At 57.6% G+C, this 20,187-nt stretch carries 28 protein-coding genes; 7 read left to right on the top strand and 21 right to left on the bottom strand.

Features of this window, described 5'->3' with window-relative positions:
* Nucleotides 1-63: 63 nt before the first annotated feature.
* The 11 genes from ACIPLA_RS07905 to ACIPLA_RS07855 form a co-directional block, all read right to left on the bottom strand.
* Nucleotides 64-591 carry a lysozyme gene (locus tag ACIPLA_RS07905; RefSeq protein ID WP_401172834.1) on the bottom strand — a complete coding sequence of 176 codons (528 nt, stop codon included), beginning with the start codon at nucleotides 589-591 and terminating at the stop codon, nucleotides 64-66.
* Complete coding sequence (locus ACIPLA_RS07900) at nucleotides 588-917, bottom strand: hypothetical protein (protein WP_401172832.1); 330 nt, start codon at nucleotides 915-917, stop codon at nucleotides 588-590. Before ACIPLA_RS07900 ends, ACIPLA_RS07905 begins: the two co-directional genes overlap by 4 nt.
* Nucleotides 914-1,126 (bottom strand): TraR/DksA C4-type zinc finger protein, encoded by a 213-nt coding sequence (locus ACIPLA_RS07895; protein WP_401172830.1) that lies wholly within the window; start codon nucleotides 1,124-1,126, stop codon nucleotides 914-916. Before ACIPLA_RS07895 ends, ACIPLA_RS07900 begins: the two co-directional genes overlap by 4 nt.
* Complete coding sequence (locus ACIPLA_RS07890; RefSeq protein ID WP_401172828.1) at nucleotides 1,126-1,578, bottom strand: phage protein; 453 nt, start codon at nucleotides 1,576-1,578, stop codon at nucleotides 1,126-1,128. Before ACIPLA_RS07890 ends, ACIPLA_RS07895 begins: the two co-directional genes overlap by 1 nt.
* A 6-nt stretch (nucleotides 1,579-1,584) precedes the next feature.
* Nucleotides 1,585-2,700 carry a DUF2586 domain-containing protein gene (locus ACIPLA_RS07885; protein ID WP_401172826.1) on the bottom strand — a complete coding sequence of 372 codons (1,116 nt, stop codon included), beginning with the start codon at nucleotides 2,698-2,700 and terminating at the stop codon, nucleotides 1,585-1,587.
* Between the two features lie 11 nt (nucleotides 2,701-2,711).
* The gene (locus ACIPLA_RS07880) at nucleotides 2,712-3,395 is read right to left on the bottom strand and encodes a phage virion morphogenesis protein (protein WP_401172823.1); all 684 of its coding nucleotides are present in this window, start codon (nucleotides 3,393-3,395) and stop codon (nucleotides 2,712-2,714) included.
* A complete protein-coding gene (locus ACIPLA_RS07875) occupies nucleotides 3,382-3,834 on the bottom strand; it encodes a phage tail protein (RefSeq protein ID WP_401172821.1) in 453 nt (150 codons plus the stop codon). The genes ACIPLA_RS07880 and ACIPLA_RS07875 overlap by 14 nt, the downstream gene beginning before the upstream one ends.
* Nucleotides 3,831-4,292: a head completion/stabilization protein gene (locus ACIPLA_RS07870; protein WP_401172819.1), complete on the bottom strand. Its 462-nt coding sequence runs from the start codon at nucleotides 4,290-4,292 to the stop codon at nucleotides 3,831-3,833. Before ACIPLA_RS07870 ends, ACIPLA_RS07875 begins: the two co-directional genes overlap by 4 nt.
* A 98-nt stretch (nucleotides 4,293-4,390) precedes the next feature.
* Nucleotides 4,391-5,095, bottom strand: a complete 705-nt coding sequence (gene gpM, locus ACIPLA_RS07865) for a phage terminase small subunit (RefSeq protein ID WP_401172817.1) — start codon at nucleotides 5,093-5,095, stop codon at nucleotides 4,391-4,393.
* Nucleotides 5,095-6,117 (bottom strand): phage major capsid protein, P2 family, encoded by a 1,023-nt coding sequence (locus tag ACIPLA_RS07860; protein WP_401172815.1) that lies wholly within the window; start codon nucleotides 6,115-6,117, stop codon nucleotides 5,095-5,097. The genes gpM and ACIPLA_RS07860 overlap by 1 nt, the downstream gene beginning before the upstream one ends.
* A gap of 1 nt (nucleotide 6,118) precedes the next feature.
* Nucleotides 6,119-7,045: a GPO family capsid scaffolding protein gene (locus ACIPLA_RS07855; protein WP_401172813.1), complete on the bottom strand. Its 927-nt coding sequence runs from the start codon at nucleotides 7,043-7,045 to the stop codon at nucleotides 6,119-6,121.
* A gap of 163 nt (nucleotides 7,046-7,208) precedes the next feature.
* Between ACIPLA_RS07855 and ACIPLA_RS07850 the strand changes: the two genes are divergently transcribed.
* Nucleotides 7,209-9,242 carry a terminase large subunit domain-containing protein gene (locus tag ACIPLA_RS07850; protein WP_401172811.1) on the top strand — a complete coding sequence of 678 codons (2,034 nt, stop codon included), beginning with the start codon at nucleotides 7,209-7,211 and terminating at the stop codon, nucleotides 9,240-9,242.
* Nucleotides 9,154-10,011 carry a phage portal protein gene (locus ACIPLA_RS07845; RefSeq protein ID WP_401172880.1) on the top strand — a complete coding sequence of 286 codons (858 nt, stop codon included), beginning with the start codon at nucleotides 9,154-9,156 and terminating at the stop codon, nucleotides 10,009-10,011. The genes ACIPLA_RS07850 and ACIPLA_RS07845 overlap by 89 nt, the downstream gene beginning before the upstream one ends.
* A gap of 29 nt (nucleotides 10,012-10,040) precedes the next feature.
* Here the strand turns inward: ACIPLA_RS07845 and ACIPLA_RS07840 are convergent, their stop codons facing one another.
* Both ACIPLA_RS07840 and ACIPLA_RS07835 read right to left on the bottom strand, forming a co-directional pair.
* On the bottom strand, nucleotides 10,041-10,619 hold the full coding sequence (locus tag ACIPLA_RS07840; protein WP_401172809.1) for a DUF2335 domain-containing protein: 579 nt from the start codon (nucleotides 10,617-10,619) through the stop codon (nucleotides 10,041-10,043).
* On the bottom strand, nucleotides 10,612-11,016 hold the full coding sequence (locus ACIPLA_RS07835; protein WP_401172807.1) for a hypothetical protein: 405 nt from the start codon (nucleotides 11,014-11,016) through the stop codon (nucleotides 10,612-10,614). The genes ACIPLA_RS07840 and ACIPLA_RS07835 overlap by 8 nt, the downstream gene beginning before the upstream one ends.
* A gap of 377 nt (nucleotides 11,017-11,393) precedes the next feature.
* On the opposite strand from ACIPLA_RS07835, the gene ACIPLA_RS07830 reads away from it, so the two are divergent.
* A complete protein-coding gene (locus ACIPLA_RS07830) occupies nucleotides 11,394-11,654 on the top strand; it encodes an ogr/Delta-like zinc finger family protein (protein ID WP_401172805.1) in 261 nt (86 codons plus the stop codon).
* Here ACIPLA_RS07830 and ACIPLA_RS07825 read toward each other — a convergent pair.
* From ACIPLA_RS07825 to ACIPLA_RS07790, 8 genes are all read right to left on the bottom strand, one after another.
* Nucleotides 11,639-11,842, bottom strand: a complete 204-nt coding sequence (locus tag ACIPLA_RS07825) for a hypothetical protein (protein ID WP_401172803.1) — start codon at nucleotides 11,840-11,842, stop codon at nucleotides 11,639-11,641. The genes ACIPLA_RS07830 and ACIPLA_RS07825 overlap by 16 nt on opposite strands.
* Before the next feature lie 636 nt (nucleotides 11,843-12,478).
* On the bottom strand, nucleotides 12,479-12,715 hold the full coding sequence (locus ACIPLA_RS07820) for a hypothetical protein (RefSeq protein ID WP_401172801.1): 237 nt from the start codon (nucleotides 12,713-12,715) through the stop codon (nucleotides 12,479-12,481).
* On the bottom strand, nucleotides 12,712-12,990 hold the full coding sequence (locus ACIPLA_RS07815) for a hypothetical protein (protein ID WP_401172799.1): 279 nt from the start codon (nucleotides 12,988-12,990) through the stop codon (nucleotides 12,712-12,714). The genes ACIPLA_RS07820 and ACIPLA_RS07815 overlap by 4 nt, the downstream gene beginning before the upstream one ends.
* Before the next feature lie 62 nt (nucleotides 12,991-13,052).
* On the bottom strand, nucleotides 13,053-13,304 hold the full coding sequence (locus ACIPLA_RS07810; protein WP_401172797.1) for a hypothetical protein: 252 nt from the start codon (nucleotides 13,302-13,304) through the stop codon (nucleotides 13,053-13,055).
* Between the two features lie 12 nt (nucleotides 13,305-13,316).
* Nucleotides 13,317-13,610 carry a hypothetical protein gene (locus ACIPLA_RS07805; protein WP_401172795.1) on the bottom strand — a complete coding sequence of 98 codons (294 nt, stop codon included), beginning with the start codon at nucleotides 13,608-13,610 and terminating at the stop codon, nucleotides 13,317-13,319.
* Nucleotides 13,611-13,699: 89 nt separating this feature from the next.
* Nucleotides 13,700-14,083, bottom strand: coding sequence for a hypothetical protein (locus ACIPLA_RS07800; RefSeq protein ID WP_401172793.1), 384 nt, complete (start codon nucleotides 14,081-14,083; stop codon nucleotides 13,700-13,702).
* Nucleotides 14,080-16,734 (bottom strand): toprim domain-containing protein, encoded by a 2,655-nt coding sequence (locus ACIPLA_RS07795; protein ID WP_401172791.1) that lies wholly within the window; start codon nucleotides 16,732-16,734, stop codon nucleotides 14,080-14,082. Before ACIPLA_RS07795 ends, ACIPLA_RS07800 begins: the two co-directional genes overlap by 4 nt.
* Nucleotides 16,735-16,745: 11 nt before the next feature.
* The gene (locus ACIPLA_RS07790; protein WP_401172789.1) at nucleotides 16,746-16,985 is read right to left on the bottom strand and encodes a hypothetical protein; all 240 of its coding nucleotides are present in this window, start codon (nucleotides 16,983-16,985) and stop codon (nucleotides 16,746-16,748) included.
* 65 nt (nucleotides 16,986-17,050) lie between these two features.
* On the opposite strand from ACIPLA_RS07790, the gene ACIPLA_RS07785 reads away from it, so the two are divergent.
* The 4 genes from ACIPLA_RS07785 to ACIPLA_RS07770 all read left to right on the top strand — a co-directional run bounded on the left by ACIPLA_RS07785 (nucleotide 17,051) and on the right by ACIPLA_RS07770 (nucleotide 20,147).
* On the top strand, nucleotides 17,051-17,311 hold the full coding sequence (locus tag ACIPLA_RS07785; RefSeq protein ID WP_401172787.1) for a helix-turn-helix domain-containing protein: 261 nt from the start codon (nucleotides 17,051-17,053) through the stop codon (nucleotides 17,309-17,311).
* 160 nt (nucleotides 17,312-17,471) lie between these two features.
* Nucleotides 17,472-18,479: a tyrosine-type recombinase/integrase gene (locus ACIPLA_RS07780; protein ID WP_401172785.1), complete on the top strand. Its 1,008-nt coding sequence runs from the start codon at nucleotides 17,472-17,474 to the stop codon at nucleotides 18,477-18,479.
* A gap of 41 nt (nucleotides 18,480-18,520) precedes the next feature.
* Nucleotides 18,521-19,210, top strand: coding sequence for a crotonase/enoyl-CoA hydratase family protein (locus tag ACIPLA_RS07775; RefSeq protein ID WP_401172783.1), 690 nt, complete (start codon nucleotides 18,521-18,523; stop codon nucleotides 19,208-19,210).
* A 214-nt stretch (nucleotides 19,211-19,424) separates the two neighbouring features.
* Nucleotides 19,425-20,147, top strand: a complete 723-nt coding sequence (locus ACIPLA_RS07770) for a lysophospholipid acyltransferase family protein (RefSeq protein ID WP_401172781.1) — start codon at nucleotides 19,425-19,427, stop codon at nucleotides 20,145-20,147.
* Nucleotides 20,148-20,187: the final 40 nt, after the last annotated feature.

Genomic DNA, 20,187 nt, shown 5'->3' with positions numbered 1-20,187 from the left:
ACGCCACCCACGCGAGCAGGCCGGCCAGCAGTACAAACAGCACCAGGCGCGACGGGGAAAAGGTCATTTCAGGCACAGCTCTATCTCGGCCAGCCGGCGGTTGTGTAGGCCTTTAACGAACTGCTTGCGGCCTTGGGCATCGGTGACGAAAGCCCACACCGGCGTCTTGCCGTCCGGTCCCCAGGCCAAGGCCTTGCAGCCTTCGGCAACGCGGCCGGCGTTGATCAGCCCCACCGCCCGACTGGCGCAGGTGCTGGGCACACCGACGTTGTGCCCGTGGCTGGTCAGGGCGTCGAAAGTGTTCTGGCCCACGTTCGGGTTGGTGAGGCAGTCGGCGAGCTGCAGCTGACTTTTACCGATCACCAGTTGCTCCACTTCGGCGCAACGAGCGTCCGACCAATAATCACCGACCACCACCGGAAACGGGCTGGTGTGCCGGGTGATGCCCTTGCACACGGTCGGCAGCCCACGGGCCAGCTTGTCCGCGTAGACAGTGTTCTGCCCCTGGCCTTCCCAAGTGCCCAGGAACGTCAGCAGCGAAGCGCTGGCCAGCGCGATCGCACCGGCTTGAATCCGGCCACGCAGGTTCATGGCACCAGTACCCGCAACAGCGTCGGGCCGAACATTTGCAGGATGGCCCACAGGGTGCTGGCGATCGCCAACGCCCAGGTAATTTTGCGGCCGATTTCTGACACGACCGACGTCAGTTTCTGCTGACCCTCGTTGAGTTCCGAAAGCTGGCCAGACATGTGTTCAAACTGCTGTTCCAGCTTGGTGATGCGGGTGGGCACCGACTCATGGCGCCTTTCCATCTGGCCCAGGCGATGTTGCGTCACCGCCATGTCACGCTCCAGCAAACTGAGACGTTCAGGGTCAATCACCGGGGCTAAGATCGTTGGCCGCAGACTGCTGGTCATCGGCGTTTTCCTTGCTCAGAAAGGGATTCGCAGGGTGTGCAGCGGACAATGCCGCCCAGCGCTCGACGTCGCTCAGGGATCGGTTCTTCGCAGTCCTGGCAGTGGATGCGGCTCGGCCCCGAGGGGCGCGTGCGCGCAAGCTGGGCTTTAATCGCGTGTTCACGCTCCAGCAGTTCCAGCGCCTGGGCCTGTTCGAACCAATCCCCCATCAGCGCAGCCCCTCGATCTCGGCAGCGTCGAGGTACGGCACACCATTGATGTGGATAAAGTCCGGACTGGTGACGTCGAACGGCACCTTGTGTTTGCTCTTCTCGCCGCCCTTCGGATCGATCCCCAGCAGGCTGGAAATCTTCACCTTGCAGCCGAAGGCCTCCACACGCAGTTCCTCTTCTTCGCCGGCCTTGGCGAAGAACACCGCGTCAAAAGGTTTCAGGGCGCGGAAGCTGCCAGCCGATCGCGCCGCGTCGATCAGTAGGTTGAAGTTGGTGGCGTCCAGCTCGAACTCGCCGGCCGCCGCCACATCGCCATCCACGAAGCCATCCGGCACGCCCCGGGTTTGGGCCACCGCCGAGTTGTCGGTGATGTCCAGGGTGCAGTTCTCGACGTGCAGCGACAGGTCGCCCAGGCTCACGTCGAAGTTCTTGCCGCCAATTTTTGCCATGGGGCGTTACTCCGTTTTGTCGGTGGAAAGATCGAGGGCGATGTTCGCCGTGAGGTCTTTCGGGCAGTTGAGGGGTTTGAGCTTGATGTAGGCCGCGACCTTGGTTTTGCTCAGCCAGCTCAGCACCAGGTCACCGTCTTTCGGCGGCTCGATGTCACCGGGGAATACCTCGCCGTTGAACGTGGTGGACTTGGCCATCGCACGCAGGGGCGCCATCAGTTGGTTGGTGTTGACCGCCATGCTGTTGGGGGTGCTGTTCAAGCGGCGATCGGCCACGCGGCGGATCAGTAGCGGACGAATCAGGCGCGCTGCCTTGTCGGTGATGCGCAGGTATTCAACGACCTGGAAATCACTCGCCGGGGTGTCGAGCATGTTGCCGTCGCCCCAGTACACACCCTGGTAATCCGGGTAGGTCTGCGACACGGAAAAGCGCGCCCGGTCCAACTCACTGCGCACCGCCGACGGCAGTGGGATTTTGTCGGCATCGACCGGCACCGGGCCAAGACCCAGCACGGCACCGGTGGCCACGCGCATTGGGCTGTCGGCAATGCTCACCGCTGCGTTGGCCAAGCGACCGGCCAACACGCCCAGGTCATTGCCGTGCAACTGCGGCACGACCAGGACACGTGGCGCCGCCAGATTGGCCACCAGCTCCTTCTGCTCAGTGACGTATTGCGCCCAGGTCTGTTGCGCGGTGATGCCCACAGCGGCCGCCACCACAAACACGCGGCGACCGTAGGTGTTGTTCAGTGCAATCGCGGCGTCATGCATGGTCGACAGCTCGCTGGCGGTGGTCACCGGCTTGGTGATCACCACGGCTTCCACCGAGAAACCTTGTTGTTGGGCTTTCTCCAGCGCCTCAGACCAGTTGGCCTCGGCGCCGATCGGCGCAGCCACGCACGCCCAGCGCTGGCCGCCGTTGAGGCGGGCAGCGGTGATTTGGGTTTTCAGGTCGCTGGCCAGCACGCCCAGGGCGGCGTCCAGATCGCTGTCGGTGTTCAGCGGGATGAACTGGCCGACGTTCTTGCCGGCCGGGCCGATGAAAAGGAAGTAGCGTTCAATCTCTGTTACGGCACCCTGGCCCAGATTGAGATTGTCGACGGTGACTTGACCGAGTGCCATGCAGTGCCTCGTTAGCGGGGTGAATGTAGGATTTGTTGCAACACCTGGTTAACCAGCAGGCTGGTGTCGCGGTCAGTGTTGACGCCGATGAACTGGCGTTTCGGGAGCGTGATTTCCCAGCTCTGCGCGCCAGTGGATTCGCTTCGCTCGTCGTCCAGGATGCGGATCAGCAGCCCCGCCTTGGCGTAGTTCACATGCTCTTGAATCCACGCCACTGACGGCCGGGTCAGCGTCTTTTTGCCCGCCTGGCGCACACGAAAGCCCAACCGGCGCAAGCGCTTGACTTGCTTGTCGGTGGCGGCCAGACCGGGTGGGGTCTTGTTCCAGCGGCGCATCTGCGCAGCGGTACGGCGCTCGCTGACGCCATGGTGTTGCTGCGCGGCGACCCAGCGGGTCAGCGCGTTTTTCCAGCCCAGCTCGGCCTCATCGGCGCTGACGCGGGTCACCACCATCAGCTTGGCCAGACCGGCTTCCATCTTCTTTTTGCCCTTGGCCGAACCCTTGCGGGCCTCGAACGGCGAGCCGTCCAGGTTCTGCTGATCGCGCACGCGCTTGCGGCTCATCGTCCGTACACGCTTGGTCACGTTGTTCAGCAAACGTCGGCGCAGTTGGGGCGGCAGGCTGAGCAGTGCCAGTTGCTCGCGCACGCCCAGGTAACCGCGTGCATCGAGTTCGAAGGTGCTACGGCCGGCCATCGGTGGCCACCTCGCCGCGTTCGGCGACCCACAGGTCAAACGGCACAAACGCCCAGGTCTTGCCAAAGGCCTGGATCTCACCGGCCGGGTCTTCGGCCAGGTACTGCGGCTCGACGAATTCCAACGTGATTTCCACGTCGAACAGGTCATTGTCCAGCGGCTCGACGGCGAACTGCGCCGCCGGCAGTTCGTGCCGATCGCGCTCCGGATCGTGGGTTTCCAGCCAGCTGCCGATCAGGGCCATCATCCGTGCCGGATGGTCGGCGAAGCGCTCCAGGACGATCGCGGCGCGATAGCGCATGTCGCCCAGGTGCATGCCGTCCACGTCGGGTTTCCACACCAGGTCGAGCGTCACTTGCTCGGTCCAGCTGTCGAGCTGCTCAGGCTCGACCAAACGGCGTTCGAGCAGGTAGGCGGTCAGGGCTTGGAGCTTGGTCATAAGAGCGCCACCGTGATACGGCCGCGACCTTGCAGTGAACGAACGGATTGCTGGCTGAATTCCAGAAACGTTTCGCCACGCTCGGGCAGTTCTTTGCCCGTGTTCTCTGCGCTTTCACGCCGCGTCACGGTGGCGAACTGGGTCAGCAGACTGGCCTTGGCGCGGCAGTACACGGCGCGCTTGTAGGTCGCAACCTTGAATGTCCGTTCCGGCAGCAGGCGCGAATCCGCGGACTCAACCGAACCGATGCCGGCGGCTTGCCAGCGGGCTTTGCACTTGGCCAGGTCGTCGTTGACCTCGACCATCGCGGTGGTCAAATCGGTGACCAGCATTTCGCCCAGGTACTCCGCCGGCAGGCGATAACCCTTCTGGAACTCGGCCACGGAGAGGTTCGGCCAGAAGCCGTCGTTCTCAATCGCCTGGTCCACAAAGGTGGTGGGTTTCCCGGAAAAGCTCATTGCTGGCCACTCAAATAGGGCGGGGAAACTGTTTCTCGTGGGGCGGGCCATAAATGGCCGACTCACGTCCACAGTTCCCCGCTGGGGGGGTAGTCGGGTTATTCGGTGCCGTTACCGGCGGGTTGTTTGTCCAGGGCTCGACGGGCACCGGCCAGGCGAGTGCCTACGCCGATTTCCGGATACAGCTCAGTCGCCCGTTCAAAGTGGGTGATGGCCTGCGCCCAGTCCTTCGCTTCCATCGCGATGATTCCGAGCAACTTGTGATAGCGAGCCGGGATTTTTTCGAACAACGCCCAGCGGCCATCGACCCACGTCAGCAGGTCGGACAGGTAAGGCTCTGGGCTTCGGCCGGCCTTGTGCTCGGCCTCGGCCCATTCGATCAACTCATCTGCGACGAAGGTCGGCACGTCACGTCGGAAACGCTCCGGCATGGCTTGCCCTTGCTCCATGGCGAAGTTGGCCAGTTCCAGCCCCTGTTCGAACTGGGCGGTGTCGAACAGCCAGACCAGGACCTGCATCAGGACCGGGTTGGCGTGGTTCAATCCGCTGTCGCGGTAGCGCTGCACGTAGTCCAGGTACTTGGGCAGCAGTTCGTCGCGCTTGAGCTGCTGACGCGCCTCGCGACTGTTGATCGCGCTGATGCGCTCCAGGTCGATCGCCAAGGCGTCTTCCATCAGCTTCAGGTGCTTTTGCGCATTCGCAGGGCTCGCCAATGCGGTCGACGAGCTGTAGGGCACCGCCACCGCTTCGCTGTCAGGGCCTTGGGCGAGAACGCGTCGCTTGTGGGCTAGGGCGATGCTCATCACACCAGCTCCAGGTTGCCGGCCTCGATCGCCGCGAACTTCTCCAGCTGCTCGATCACGTAGCCCTCGTTGCGGCCGTTGTAATCTTCGACGCGGGAGCGTTTCGGGTTTTCGAGCAAGTGACGGCGCCAGCTGGTGTCCTGGAAGTAAATCGACAGGTTGTCCCAACTGGTGACGACCACGCCGGTGGACGGAAAGTGAGGCACGATGAAGGACGGCAGACCGCCGTAGGTGGCGATCACCTGGGCGCCCTCGATGCGCTCTTTCTCGGTCGGGGTATCGCCCTGTTTGGCGTACAACTTGCCCTTGTCGTTGGCCAGCAGATCGCTGCCGACGATCGCAATCAGGTCGTTCGCGTCACGGAATACCGGATCGATCATCTGTTTGACGTCATGCACCAGAGCATCCAGGTTGGCGTAATCACCACCGGCACCCAAAGTGATCTTGCCGGCGGTCTTGCCTTCCGTCAGCACCTGAGCCGGAATCTGCTCACGGGCCAGTTGCAGCCAACCTTTGTTCACGTCCTCGAGCAGCGGGAATGCCTTGATGTCGGTTTGCGCCGCCGCATGGGTGCCGTGCCAGCCAACCATGATTCGGTCCAGGGCAATCTGCCGTTGCACGGCTGCCGAGTAGCGATCGGCAAAGTCGGGAAACTTCGACCAGCTGTCGACCGTGGCGAATGGCAGGCCCACGTCGGATTCGGTGTGGAACAGCTCATAGCCGAGGGCGGACAGATCCACCATGTCCTTGGCTTCACGATCGGTGGTTTTGGTGTTGGTGCGGCTGGCCACTGGGCCGCTGACGCCGATCATGACTTTCTGACCTTTCAGGTCGCTGACCGGCACGATGTTGATGCGAGTCAGAAAGTCCGAACGCTCGGTGATTTTGTCGTTCAGTTCCTGGGCAATCGTCGGTTCAACCGCGAACTGGCGCGTGGCGGTGTCAACGCCGTAGGCTTCGGCGATGTCCTGTTGCAGCGCGAAGTATTGCTGTTCGGCGCGGGGGCTAAGGGCTTGGCTCATATCACAGCACCCGCTTTTTGGTGGTGGTGACGGCGCCGGTGGTGTTTGGCACCCGGCGGGTAGCCGCGGTGTTCACCAGCGTGGAGAACTGCTTTTCCAGTCGAGCCATGCTCGCGGCCAAGGCCTGATTGGTGGCACCGCCCTTGCGGCGGAACTCGCGTTGTTCTTCAGCAGTAGCGACGATGTCTTCGACGGCGCTTTGCACGTTGTCGATTGGTTCTTGCTCGGGTTCTGGAGCTTCTTCAGCGGCAGGCTCGATTACGGCTTGAATGCCGGCGGCGACCAGCAGCAACTGCTCCAGCAGCGCTTTCAACGCCGTGGCTGTGGCTTCATCCATTGGGGGTTTGCTCTCGGTTGGGGTTTGCGAAGTGGATTGCTCGGTGGTGTCCTCAAGGCCGAAGCGCTTGAACAAACCAGAGAACATCGACAGCAGCTTTTGCAGCTCGCCTTGGGGTTCCGGTTCGTCCAGGGAGCCCAGCGGCACGGACGCGGCGTAATAGGCGGTACGGGAGGTTTTGCGGGAGAAATACAACTCTTGGGTGCCGACGCTCGCCGGCTGGTCGGTGACGGCCAGCCCGGTCATGTAGGCTTTGCCCTTGCCGCGAAAGTTGGGGGTGATTTCGATGCTGGTGAACAGCTTCTGGCCCTGGTCGTTCAGCCATAGCAACTGATCGTTGGGCTTGAGCTGGGCTTCCAGGGCAATCTGACCTGGCTCCAAATCTTCACCTTCTTCCACCACGCGGATCGCGTACACGGTGCCGTGGGAACCCTGCCAGCGTTCGTGTTCGCACCAGATCACTGCCGTGTAAAAAGACGGCTTGTAGGTCTCGGCGATATCGCGCAGTTCTTGGGGGGAAATCTCGCGGTTATCAGCGGTGGTGCCGCTGGTGGCGACACGTTTCCAGAAGGAAACAAGGGAACGGGGCATGGGCGGTAACTGCGCTCAATCGGTGGTTTGAGCCGCCACGATAGGGAGCCGACAGCGCCCAAACAAACGCTTTGCTTTTGCGTTCCTCCTATTTTCACGATCTAGGAGGATGGCGGAATTTAACCTCGCGTTTTGCGCGTTTTCGCCGCATAGACTGCGACCCATGCTCTATTCAATCGAAGTCAAAGAAGCCGCTAAACGCCTTTATCTGCGCCGCTGCAAGCCGCGAGAAATTCAGGCTCAACTCAAGCTGCCCAACATCCGTATCGTCTATTACTGGATCGCCAAGGGCGGCTGGGACGAGATGCTATCGGACGAGGAACCGCTGACGGCGGTCGGCCGGCGAATCACCCTGATCCTGGAGAAACAGACCACCCTGACCAAGGGCGAACTGGACGAACTCGACCGACTGACCACTGTCCGCGATCGGCTGTTGAAGCAATCGAACAAACCGCCGCCGGCGTCGACCGGTGATGCGCTGACAGAGCCCCAGGACACCCATCAGGGGCAACGCCGGGAGCGCGGCGACAAAGGCAGCAAGAAGCGCGAAAAGAAGGTGAAGAACGACGTTTCCGGCCTGACCGAAGTCGACTTCCTGGATAAGTTCATCAGCAAGATGTACGGCTATCAGAAGGAGCTGTTTGAGGCCAAACAGAACCCGCTGACGCGCCGGATCCGCAACATCCTGAAAAGCCGTCAGGTCGGCCTGACCTACTACTTCGCCGGCGAAGCGTTCATGGACGCGGTGCTGACTGGCGACAACCAGATGTTCCTGTCGGCCAGTCGATCGCAATCGGAGATTTTCCGCAGCTACATCATCCAGTTCGCCCAGCAGTGGTTCGGCCTGGAGCTGACGGGTAACCCGATCGTGTTGAGCAACGGCGCCGAGTTGCGCTTTCTCAGCACCAACAGCAGCACGGCCCAGGGACACCATGGCCATGTCTACATCGACGAGTATTTCTGGATCCGCGACTTCGAAAAACTCAGCACCGTGGCCAGTGCCATGGGCACTCACAAGAAATGGCGTAAGACGTATTTCTCGACGCCGAGCGCGGTCACCCACCAGGCGTACCCGTTCTGGACCGGTGAAACCTTTCGCAACAGTAAGCGTAAGGCCGCCAAAAATCCCTGGCCGAGCGAAAAGGAAATTGCGGCCGGTGCCCTGTGTCCGGATGGCCAATGGCGCAAGGTCATTACCATCGAAGACGCGATAGCCGGCGGCTGCGATCTGTTCGACCTGGAGCAGCTGCAACTTGAGTACGACTCGGACAAGTTCCAGCAGTTGTTCTACTGCAAGTTCATCGACAGCACACAGGGCGTGTTTTCCCTTGCGGACCTGGAGCGCTGCTACTCCGACTTGGCGCTGTGGACGGATTACGACCCCGACGACGATCGGCCTTATGGGAACAGCCCCGTTTGGATCGGCTACGACCCCAGCCGAACCCGGGACGATGCCACCTGTGTGGTGTTGGCCCCGCCGCTGGAGATAGGCGCCAAGTTCCGGATCCTGGAGAAGCACAGCTGGCGTGGGCATTCATTCACGTACCAGGCGGCCCAGATCAAAAAGCTCACCGAGCGCTTCAACGTGCAACACATCGGCATCGATACCACCGGCATCGGTTACGGCGTGTTTGACCTGGTGCGCGACTTCTACCCGCGCGCGACGTCGATCCACTACAGCCTTGAAACCAAAAACAGCCTGGTACTCAAAGCCCAGGACACGATCCAGGGCAGCCGCATCGAATGGGATGCCGGCTGGAACGACATAGCCCAGGCGTTCCTGACGATCAAGCGCGGCGCCACCAGCAGCGGACAGATCACCTACAGCGCGTCCCGCACCGACGCCACCGGCCATGCCGATGTGGCCTGGGCGATCATGCACGCGCTGGCCCACGAACCTCTCAACACCAACAAACAGCGGCGCAGCCGCTACACACTCAGCGGATCAGGCAGCCATGGCCCAGCAAAAAAACCAGCAGCAAGTCACTCAACCACACGGGCCCACACGAGCGTTTTCGTTCGGCGCACCCGAGCAGGTGCTGACCGAGAACATCGGCCAATACCTGGGCACCTTTGCCAGCCACGACGGCCGCATCTACACGCCGCCGGTGTCTCGCCAAGGCCTGGCCAAGCTGCTGCGCGCCAACGCACACCACGGCGCCATTCCCGGGTTCAAACGCAACTTGCTGCTGCGTGAGTTCATCCCCTCGGCGGGATGCAGTATCCGCAGCATGAGCCGCGCCGGTCTGGATTTCATGGTGTTCGGCGAGGCTTACTTCCAGCGCAACCGCAACGTATTCGGCGAAGTCCTGGAAATGGAACACCTGCCCGCGCTTAACATGCGAGTGAAGGTCGACGGCGGTTTCGTGATGCTGCTGCCGGACGGCAAAGAAGTGGAGTTCGACCAGGACGAAATCGAGCATGTTCTGAACTACGACGTGGAACAGAACATCTACGGCGTGCCCGATTACCTCGGCGGCCTCCAGGCGCTGCTGCTCAACGAAGCCGCGACCTTGTTCCGTCGGCGCTACTACAGCAACGGCGCGCACGCCGGCTACATCTTCTACACCAACGACCCCAACCTGACCGAAGAGGACGAGGACGAGTTGCGCGCCCAGATCAGTGCGAGCAAGGGTGTGGGTAACTTCAGGTCGATGTTCGTGAACATCCCGGGCGGAACCGAGAAAGCGATTCAGATCATTCCCGTGGGAGATTTCCAAGCCAAGGACGAGCTGGAAAAGGTGAAAAACATCACCCGTAACGATGTCATTGCCGCTTGGCGCATGAACCCCGCGCTGGCCGGGATCATCCCGGAAAACAGCGCAGGGTTTGGTGACATCGAAAAGATTGATCGGGTCTACACCAGCAATGAGATACGGCCCATTTGCCAGCTGTTCAATCAGCTCAACGATACGTTGCGGTCTGACCGGTGGATTGGATGGCGGGATTTGGAGGCCGATATATGAAAAAGCCCGGCTAGAGGGCCGGGCTTAGCTCATTCTTTTTCGCTTGAGTCGTCATCATTAACCGGTAGCGGCTTTGTTTTTTTCTGTCGTTGTCGGATCACGAAGACACTCGCGATTGCGACCATCGTTGACCCTACCAACCCCGCGGCTATGTTTACGTGCCCCAGAAAAACCATCACGGCTCCAAGCGCCAACACGCCAAATGCTAAGGCAGCGCCATAATGTTGGCCCCGAGTTTCCCGGCTTTTTATATGCTGGATCGTCGCCTGACGTAGTTGGGCCTCACTACGCTGTATCTCATGGCGGTGCGCTTGCTCACGCTCGGCCATTTGGAAAATTCGTTCTGCACCTCCCGGAACAGCTTTCTCATACTCGACTAGCTGACGAGGTGGAGGTAGCGGGCCTGAATGTCTCTCCTCATGAACTGCAATCGCAGTAACCAGAATTTTCTGTATTGCAGCCTTACCTTGAGGTGTCTGAAGCAGGTGCTGAATCGCGTCTGAAGGCCCCTCATCCTCTTCTAGAGTCTCAAGAGCTTGGCTAACCTCAGCTCTCAATTCGTACGACTCATGATCCCCACCTTCAGTCCCATTTTTTTCATCAGCCATGCTTAAGTGCTTCCTGATCCTTTTTACGCTTCATCCTCTGACCTATCTCTCGAATAACCTCGTCACAGGCTTCTGAAACGACATGCCCTACCTTTTTCCAGTCACTCGCTAAAGCATGGCTATCAGCGGACATGCAGATCCCATTTTTTGGCCATGAAGCGGTATACCCACGATACTTGGGCCGAATATGCGAGATCTCCTCATCGCTGAGCTTCAGCCACTCAGCGTATTCCTTACGAGCCTGATGTGTCGTCGGACGCACGTGCGCCACCTCATCAACAATAATGAGGTAATGGTCAATCTCATTCATGAGATCCGTGTCTGGAAAAATTTCCAGTACAGAGCCCAGCGAGTCAAGATCGAGGGGAATCAGAGAAGGTGATTTGCGTTTCTTCATTTCCGTGAGCGCCTTGAATGAGCGATCGCTAGCCTTTTAACGTGTTGGGAAGCCTCTTATACAGGATCTGAGCCTGACGCGTGAAGAGGATAGGTGTTTCTCAATATAGTCATTATTCCTATGCCATAGACACCATTTTGGCGAAAAGAATCACACAAGCTCTCTCCCCCGTCGCGCATCTCGCGGATGAAATATTTATGGATGCTGGAAATCCCAGCCCCACCAGCTCACTAAGGGAGCTAAGTGGGCGTTGTGATTGCTAATGCCCTCTCCCGCCCTACCGAAAATACGGGCCTGATAGACGGTGTCTATAAGGAAAAAAGGCAACCACTCGTGGCAAAATAGTTCCTTACAAGGAACCATCGGAACGAAAAGCTATGCGGGTGTATTGCAAAGAGTGTGGCAGTAAAGGACGGATCGCTTCGCGAGATGAGCTTTCGAAAGAATTTACCAAGCTTTACTGCCAATGTGGTGACGCAGCGTGCGGCCATACGTGGGTGGCTAATCTTACTTTCTCTCACACCTTGAGCCCTTCTGCCCAATCATGTGATCGCTTGGTGTTCGACCGACTTCGCCACCTCACTCGCGCTCAGCAACGTGAGCTGTTCGATCAATTGGGTACTCAGCTCGCCTTATAGTTTTTCAACTTAATCTCAAATTCGTTGAAGTGATTTATTACCTCGGCGCTAATTTCCAGAAAACCATTTCTAGCGCGCTCAGATAGCTGAAGCTCTGAGGCTGACGCACCGATCAAAAATATGAACTTGTTGCCGAGGCTATGCGCTTCGTCAATCAATTCTGTTTTTTTTGGTTCGGCCTCAATCATTTTTAAAACTTCCTGTTTGGCGGGTCTTGATGGGACGAAGTTTAGATAGTGGTTTTTTGAATCGTCAAGCGCTTTTTTTAGATCTTGTAAAACTCTCAAGAATCGTCATTTTATTTTTATGGGGGGGGTTCTGACACGCGTAGAAGTATGGTTGCGGCCAGCATTTGCAGGCCGGAGGCTATGCCCTTGCGATTACGATAGAAAAATAACGAAATGACGAATTAACGAAATAATGAATTCTTTAAGTATGTACGTAAGTACATAAGTGAAAATGGCCAAAGGTACGTAGGACGTTTAGGCGCCTAAAACGCAAAAGCGTTAATGCGCAAATGCGCAAATGCGTTAAGGGTGCTCGGTATAGTGATACTGTACGGTGCTGCCGCTAGGGAAGTGAATAGCCGTTGTTTCGATATAATGATTGCATTTCCTATGTATTGACGTGTGGGAGGCAGGTGTTTTGATAGCATTTTTACGAATGTTTATTTATCGGGAATGTCTTATTGATAGTTCGATATAACTATATTGCTCCATCAGGATCGTAATCCTGATGCGCTGATCATGTACGAAAAAGGGCGCCAATGAGGCGCCCTTGATGTTTCGGATGTAGGAATTTTAGCGGCTAAAATGCTTCAAGCTTCAGCCCACCAGTCCTTCAATTTTGATCACTCCGTACCGTCGGCGGCCGTCCGTGCTTTCGAACGCCGCGACGACTTGCCCTTCAGGTAACGGAATTTGTACCAAGCCATTGCCGGTATCGTGTTGCAGCAGCCGAGTCGCTTCCACTAGATGAAAGTCGCTCGGCAGCTCCAGTTGCTGGCGGGCTTGTTGCTCCTGGTGGTCTGAAACGGCGATGAACTGTCTATCAATAATCATGCTGTTTTTCCTTTGATGCATGGGCCTTTCGCGAGCAGGTCCGCGACTACAGCTACATCCTGTTCGGTTAGGTCGCCCATGGTTCGTGCGAAACCCGCAACATCTTCAAGGTGAACCCGGGCGTCAGGTGTTTTGTGGACCAGATAGCCGATCAGTGCCGCGCCCACGACAGCGTTGGCGAGTTGCCGGCGGGACGGGGTAAAGGCACGATGAGCGAGTTGCCGGGGCTCTGTGGTAGCCTTTGCCTCGCCGCTACTTGGGTGCTGTGCTTGCATGGTGTTGCTCCTTTTGTGGTGGTTGGTGTCGGGGAGGTGCGAACTCCTCGACACCGTCTCTCTCAGGCTTGCCGCAATCGGCTTGCCGTGAATACCGGGCGCTGTTCACAGCGCACCTCAAACAATCCCAGGTCATGCCCGTCTACATCGCGCATATGCACGACGGTGACGAACGTCGGGGTGTCTTCCGAGTGATCCCGCCAGTGTGCGGCTGCCGCCAACTCGGCCAGGTCTTCGGGTGTGCGTTGATCGATGTAGCTAGACGGTAGCGGCAGCTCGCCGGGCAGGCTGTTGGCGACGTAGCGAATAATCATGCTGCGCTCTCCTTAAGCCTGGCGAACCAGGTGCACCACAAAGTCCTCTGGAATCCTGGAATGAATGCCTTGAGCCTTCAGTTCCAGCGCGGCCCTGATCTGGAACTGCGTGCAGTCGTCCGCCAGGAACTGCTTGGCACCCGTCATTGCCCTTTCAGCAATCTGGTTGACGAAGAACGGCGTGGTGCAGTGTTCGCCGACGAGAATTGGCGCTTCGATCCCCCGCGCTTTCAGCTCCGCCTGAATGGCGCGTAGCCGCGTGGTTTTGCCGGTGGCTCGGTCGCCAGTGATGACTTGTACTTGCATGGTGTCGCTCCTTGGTTGCTGTTGAATCAGGCTCCGCGCCCGAAAAAATGTCGCGTGTGCCCGGGCGTACCCCGGAACATCCGGAACAATTAAAAGTTGATGGCCGCAAGCCCACGGTTTATGGGGCTTCCAGCGTGATTGGTGTTTGAACGCTTAAGCCGGAACATTGCGGAACAGCTTTTTCGCGAATTTCGCTGTAGGCCTTGATCTACAAGGGGTTGCGAGGTGTTCCGGCAAATGCTGATGGCGGAACACTTCTGGAACAGCAAATGGAAAGTTGTTCCGGCGTGTTCCAGCGTGTTCCGGTCTGAACTGATGAGGTGATGCTTGCTATCTATCTGTTTTTTATAGATATTTTTCTTATAGATATTCATGTTCCAGATGTTCCACCCGGTCAGTGGCGACACACGCATTCCCCCAAAAACATGGGGCTGCCCCCATACACGTGTTTTCATCCCCTGGACGTTCATCACGATTTGCTCCCCTTGCGGAACAGCCAGCAGTTGAGCGATCGCTTCTCAATGACCGAGCGGACTTTGCGTGTCTCTATGAAGGTGTGTGAGGAACTGAGCGGCAGTGCACGGTGCAGCTGGGTCGCGTGAATGACTTCTTGGCCAGCGAGGCGGCAGGCGTTGTGGAAGTGTTCGATATTGATGGCGATCAGGTCTTTGTCAGCGCTGTGGTTGAGCGTTTCCTGAATGACTTCGCGATCGCCAGCTGCATCGCTGATCGAAACCACGCGCTCGTTGAGGTAGTGATAGATCTGCCAGAAGCGCCCGGCCGTTGGGTTCTCGGTGCTGACACGTTGCTGCCGATCGATCGCGCGGCGTTCGATATGCTTGATTAGCTGTTCCAGGGCGTCGTCGCTCCAGTCCGGGAACAACGCCTGGGTAGCTTTCGCAGCAGCCATCATTTGGGCGTGGCACAACACTATTCGCTGATGCTGAAGCACAGGGTTCGCTTGCAGGCGTTGCTCGTATTCCGCAAAGGCGTCGAAGTAGCGCTGGAGCCAGGCTGATTCCTGTCCGATGCAATGCCCCAAGTAGCCCGCCACCTGCTCGACGGGCATACCATTCAGGCGCGTGGCCAGAACCTTCAATGCAGGGGTGTGGTGCGCCCGGTTCGCGTGAAAATGGCTGATGCGGGTCAGGATCGCCTCGGAGCCTTCAACGCTAGCGTTCTGAGCAATGCACAGCGCTGCGAGGAAAATCAGGCTGTCAGTGTCGTTGCTCGAGGACTTCACGCCCACCGTTCGAAGCGTGGCGTTGTGGTCAAACAGCGCTTTCCACTTTTCCCAATTGTATTGACTGACTACCGTGCGGCCCTGAGCGTCGACGGCCTGGCTGTCAGACTCGATAAGCACCACCGGAAGATTGCTGACCTGAGACAGTGCACGGGTCAGGCCGATCGCACTTGCGCCGTCGCTGTTGGGCTTGATGCCTTCATAGTTTGAGCGACCGAGTAAACGCCACAGGAAGCGCAGCAAACTGGATTTGCCTGCGCCGGCGTCGCCGGTCAGTTCCAGGAATGGCCACGACTCCTGTTTGGTGCGGATTTGCTGCACGAACAGCGTGGCAGTCCACCACGACAACGCAGCGAGTCCGTTCAGGTGATGCACCGCAAAGAAGTCAGAAAACCAGCTTGGGTCGAAGCCAGAACCGCGGACGATTGTCAGGCTATTGAGCGAGGTTTTCAGGCCGACTTTCCCGACCTCAAGATAACCGTGGTTGTTGGCCAGGTACTCGCGGCCCTTGTGGTAACCGAACTTCTGAAAGCAGTACGTCTTGCTTGATGCGTCGTAGCCGACAAAGGGCAGCGATCGAACCGTTAGTGCGTTGTCGAGCCACTTGCTGCGCAACATGGCCAGCACCTTTTCCCCACCTTCGAAGTTGCCGCCAGGTGTGCGTTCCAGTAGCGATTTGGCGAAGCTACGCGGGTCACCAATGGAATTCGGCGCCAAAGGCTCTTTGCAGTTCTGTGCCGCATTGGGGAAGTTGAATTGGAAGAAGAACTGCTGATCCCCACTGAGGGCATCGCGCTGGATGTATTCGAAGTGCGGAACGCAGTTGGCCACCTGCTTGATGTCGCAGTGCTTTTCGAATTTTGGCCAGTGGCCATTTACCGTGTCGCCGTCCAGATCCTTGTTCAGTTCGTCGGTGCTTACCTTCGCCGAATAAAGCCGGTTCTGAAAATCCAAAAGGAAGAAGCTGTGTGGGCGTTTCAGGTATAGCAAAAACGCCTTTTTCATAGCGCTGACTGCCACGAACAAACGGCCCTGGTAGCAGGCCTCCCGCATGAAGTCGTCATTCAGTTGACCATCGCGATATACGTCGTCCCAATCGCGATCGGCACCGGCGAGAGCAACCCAGGCGATTTCGTCTTTGGCGTGCAGTTGGCTGCGGTATTTGGGAATGACGGAGTGACCGGCCGCGTCGTCGTCCAGGGCGATGATCCAGCGAACCTTCTTGCCTTTGTTGGCCTCGACGATGTCCCAAGGGAAGTTGTTCGCCGAGATAGACGCCACGGCCTTGTAGCCGGTGAGGAATAGGGCGATAGCGTGAAAAATGCCCTCTACGACATACACGCTGTCGCCTTGCTCGATGGTCATGCCAGGCGGCACCCAGGCACCGCCCTTGTAGGACATCTTCCATTTGATACCGGCTTTATCACCACCGTTGGCCGTGACCATGGTTGCGTCAATGATGCGTTCCCAGTAGCCGTCACAGAGCGGGAATCGCACGGTGTCCGCCCATTGACCGTCTGCCACTTTGCGACGGGCCTGCTCGTACCAGCCCTTCATCTTGCTGATGTCGAACCCGCGATTGCGCTGTAGGTAAGCGTCGGCCGTGGCGTTGGGATTCAACTCAGTACGTGGGAATCGCTCGCTGAGGTTTTCGAACAGGTGGCTGTAACGTTCCCGAGTCTTTTCCTCAAATTGGCATTGGTTCAGGCGATTGCACTTGAGCTGATACGGCTGCTTGCGTGCTATGTACAGCGTGCGTTCGCCACACCCCGGGCATACACCCTTTTGAAAGTAGGTGGTGCCAATGTCTTTGAAGTCCAAGTCGTGGTCATGCTCCAGGGCTTCGACCACTTCCAGGCGGTAGATATCTTCGAATTGCATTCCCCGGCCCCTTACTGATCGCCGGTTTTGCTTTTGCTTTTTCCACCCCGAACACGCTCGGCTTGTTCTGTAGCTTCCATGGCCAGGTAAACCATGTTGATGAAGACAGTACCTTTCTTTTGGCCGGGCTCCTTCTCCCTGACCAGAATCATTCCTTGGTCTATTTTGTGACGCACAGAGCGTTCCGAGAGCCCAGCGCGACGCGCAAACTCATCTGGGGTCACGTATGGCGTGTCGATTACAACCTGCATTTGGTATTCTCCATGGGTATATATTCTGAAAAAGTTCCACACATGGAACTATATTGGTTCCACATATGGAACTTGTCAAGGGAGAGGTCGTGGAAATTCCAGCGAAACTGAAGGCGATACGGGCGAAGGAAGCGCTCACTCAAAATGAGTTTTGCGAGGTGATGGGAATAAGCATCAGCAGCTACAAAAAATACGAAGCTGGCATCGCTGAAATGGGCGCCCCGCCCATCTTCAAGATCGTTAATCACCCGCGATTCAAGAAGTACACCCTGTGGTTAATGACCGGCGACGTAGCACCAGAATGCGGCCAAATCAGCCCTCTCTAACCCCCAATCAGGATTGTTTCTTGAGCCTTTTTTCCATCCGGCGCGTGTACGGCTTATGTCATTAAAGAAGCTTGAGTCTGGCGAATGGCTCGTGGACTGTCGGCCAGATGGACGTGCAGGTGCGCGGATTCGAAAGAAGTTTCGAACCAAGAACGAAGCCATGGTTTTCGAGCGCCGCTTGATGGGAGACGGTGCGAAAGGAGAGTTTGAAAAGAAACCGAAACAAGACGAACGCCGTCTTTCTGACCTGGTTTCACTGTGGTTCAAACTGCATGGATGCCACCTCAAGAGAGGTGAGAAATGTCGGGCATTCCTTGATCGAATGGTTAAAAACCTAGGCGATCCTCGTGCTATCGATTTCTCTGCGAGCAGCTTCACTCAATACCGATCAGACCGGCTGGCCGGCAAATGGGGCCGAGCAAAGGTGGATGAAACCGGTAAGCGAAACGGTGCTACAGCGCCAATCACAGCGAACACGGCAAACCACGAGCTGAGTTACCTACGTGCAGTGTTCAATGAGCTGGAGCGCTTGGGCGAGTGGTCAGGTGAAAACCCGTTGTCCAAGGTCCGCGCTTTGAAGTTCGATCAAAGTGAGATGGCGTACCTGTCCAGCGATCAAATATCGCTCCTGCTCACACGACTGGACAAAGAACAATCAGACGTCGGTGTCATCGCACGCGTTTGCCTTTCAACAGGCGCAAGGTGGGCAGAAGCAGCGAATCTGGAACCTGGGCAAGTGAGAGATGGCCGCATCCATTTCACTCGAACAAAGTCAGCCAAAAACCGCACCGTTCCAATCTCGCCGGCACTGGAGACACTGCTGACGAAGTCGATGCCCTTCAAATCGTCATACAGGGAGACCTGGTACACATTTTCCGACGTCGTGAATGAATTGGAGCTTGGTTTACCAAAGGGCCAGGTGACACATGTTCTGCGTCACACCTTCGCCAGCCACTACATGATGAACGGAGGAGACATCCTCACTTTGCAGCGAGTGCTTGGACATTCCACGTTGGAAATGACCATCCGTTATGCACACTTCAGCCCCGGCCACCTTGCGGAGGTGGTCAATTTGAATCCTCTGGCTGGCAACCGCGGACACTTTGTGGACACTGCGCGAGAAAACCACGCTCCAGCTCAACACAACCAATTCGATACAGCCCTTTAAAATAAAGGGCTTCACCCTCTTAAAAACAAAAGGAACACAAGATGAGCGACCTGATTTCTTACCATCTCGAAGACGGTATCGCGACCCTGACCTTGAGCAATGGCAAGGTCAATGCCATCTCACCGAATGTGATTGTTGCGTTTAACGCTGCGCTGGATCGGGCAGTGGCGGATCGGGCGGTGGTGATCATTACCAGTCAGCCGGGCATTTTTTCGGGTGGTTATGACTTGAAGGTGATGACGGCCGGCCCTAAAGAGGCGATTGCACTGGTGGCTGCCGGTTCGACGCTGGCTCGTCGGCTGCTGTCGCACCCGTTCCCGGTGGTCGTGGCGTGCCCTGGGCATGCGGTGGCCAAGGGTGCGTTTATTTTGTTGTCGGCCGACTACCGCATTGGTGTCGATGGCCCGTTCAGCATTGGTCTGAATGAAGTGCAGATCGGCATGACCATGCACCATGCCGGTATCGAGCTGGCGCGTGATCGTCTGCGCAAGTCGGCGTTTCATCGCGCGGTGATCAATGCCGAGATGTTCAATCCACAGAGTGCTGTGGATGCCGGTTTCCTTGATCTGGTGGTGTCGGCCGAAGAGCTGCAAGGCGCAGCGCTGGCGGCGGCTCGTCAGTTGAAGAAGCTCAACATGACCGCCCATAAAAACACCAAGCTCAAAGTGCGCAAGGCGTTGCTGGAGACGCTGGACAACGCGATCATCCTGGATCAGGAGCATATGGGTTAAGCCCGAACGCGCTGTACCGAAAAGCCCGACCGTCGTGTCGGGCTTTTTCTTGCGTGTCTGGTTCAAAACCTTACAACCGCTCTAAACCGCATCTGACCCATAAGTCGGAAACAAGCGCTCAAACATCGGCTATCTCCCACTTCTATAGCGGCAATTGCCGAAAACAGTGCACATCCGTACACTGCGCCACCTTTTGTCCCGGTGGGCCCTTTAAATGCTGTTTGTGTTTCGTATGTTATTGATGGGCTTGCACTTTATTCTGGCCGGCATGCTTGGTGTGATTCTCGGTCTGTGCCGACCGTTCAATCCGGACAACAGCCGTTTATGCGCACGTCTGTATGCGTGGCCGGCGATGTGCATTCTGCGTTTGCGGGTGAAGACCGACGTCGGGCCGTTAATGGATAAGCCTGACAGCTGCGTGATCATTGCCAACCACCAGTCCAACTACGATCTGTTTGTGTTCGGCAACGTGGTGCCCCGCCGCACCGTGTGCATTGGCAAGAAGAGCCTGAAGTGGGTGCCTTTGTTCGGGCAGTTGTTCTGGTTGGCCGGCAATGTGTTGATTGACCGCGGCAATGCACACAAGGCACGCCAGTCGATGCTGACCACGACTCGCACCTTGCAGCATGAAGACACCTCGATCTGGGTTTTCCCCGAAGGCACGCGCAACCTCGGCGAAGAACTGCTGCCGTTCAAAAAAGGTGCGTTCCAGATGGCGATTGCCGCGGGCGTGCCGATTGTTCCGGTGTGTGTCAGCAGTTACGTCAAACACATGCGATTGAACCGCTGGCGCAGCGGGAAAATTCTGATCCGTTCGCTGCCGGCGATTCCTACGTCTGGATTGAGTCTGGATGACATGCCGATGCTGATCGCCCAGTGCCGTGAGCAGATGCGCGAGTGCATCGACTCGATGGATCGGCAACTGCAGGCCGCCTGAAAGAAGCCCGCCCTGTGCGGGTTTTCTTTTGCCTGCGAAC

The sequence above is a fragment of the Pseudomonas sp. NPDC086112 genome (genome assembly GCF_044746425.1).
GTDB lineage: Bacteria > Pseudomonadota > Gammaproteobacteria > Pseudomonadales > Pseudomonadaceae > Aquipseudomonas.
The sequence above is the reverse complement of the archived record's forward strand: the minus strand, read 5'-3'. Positions and strand labels throughout refer to the sequence as shown.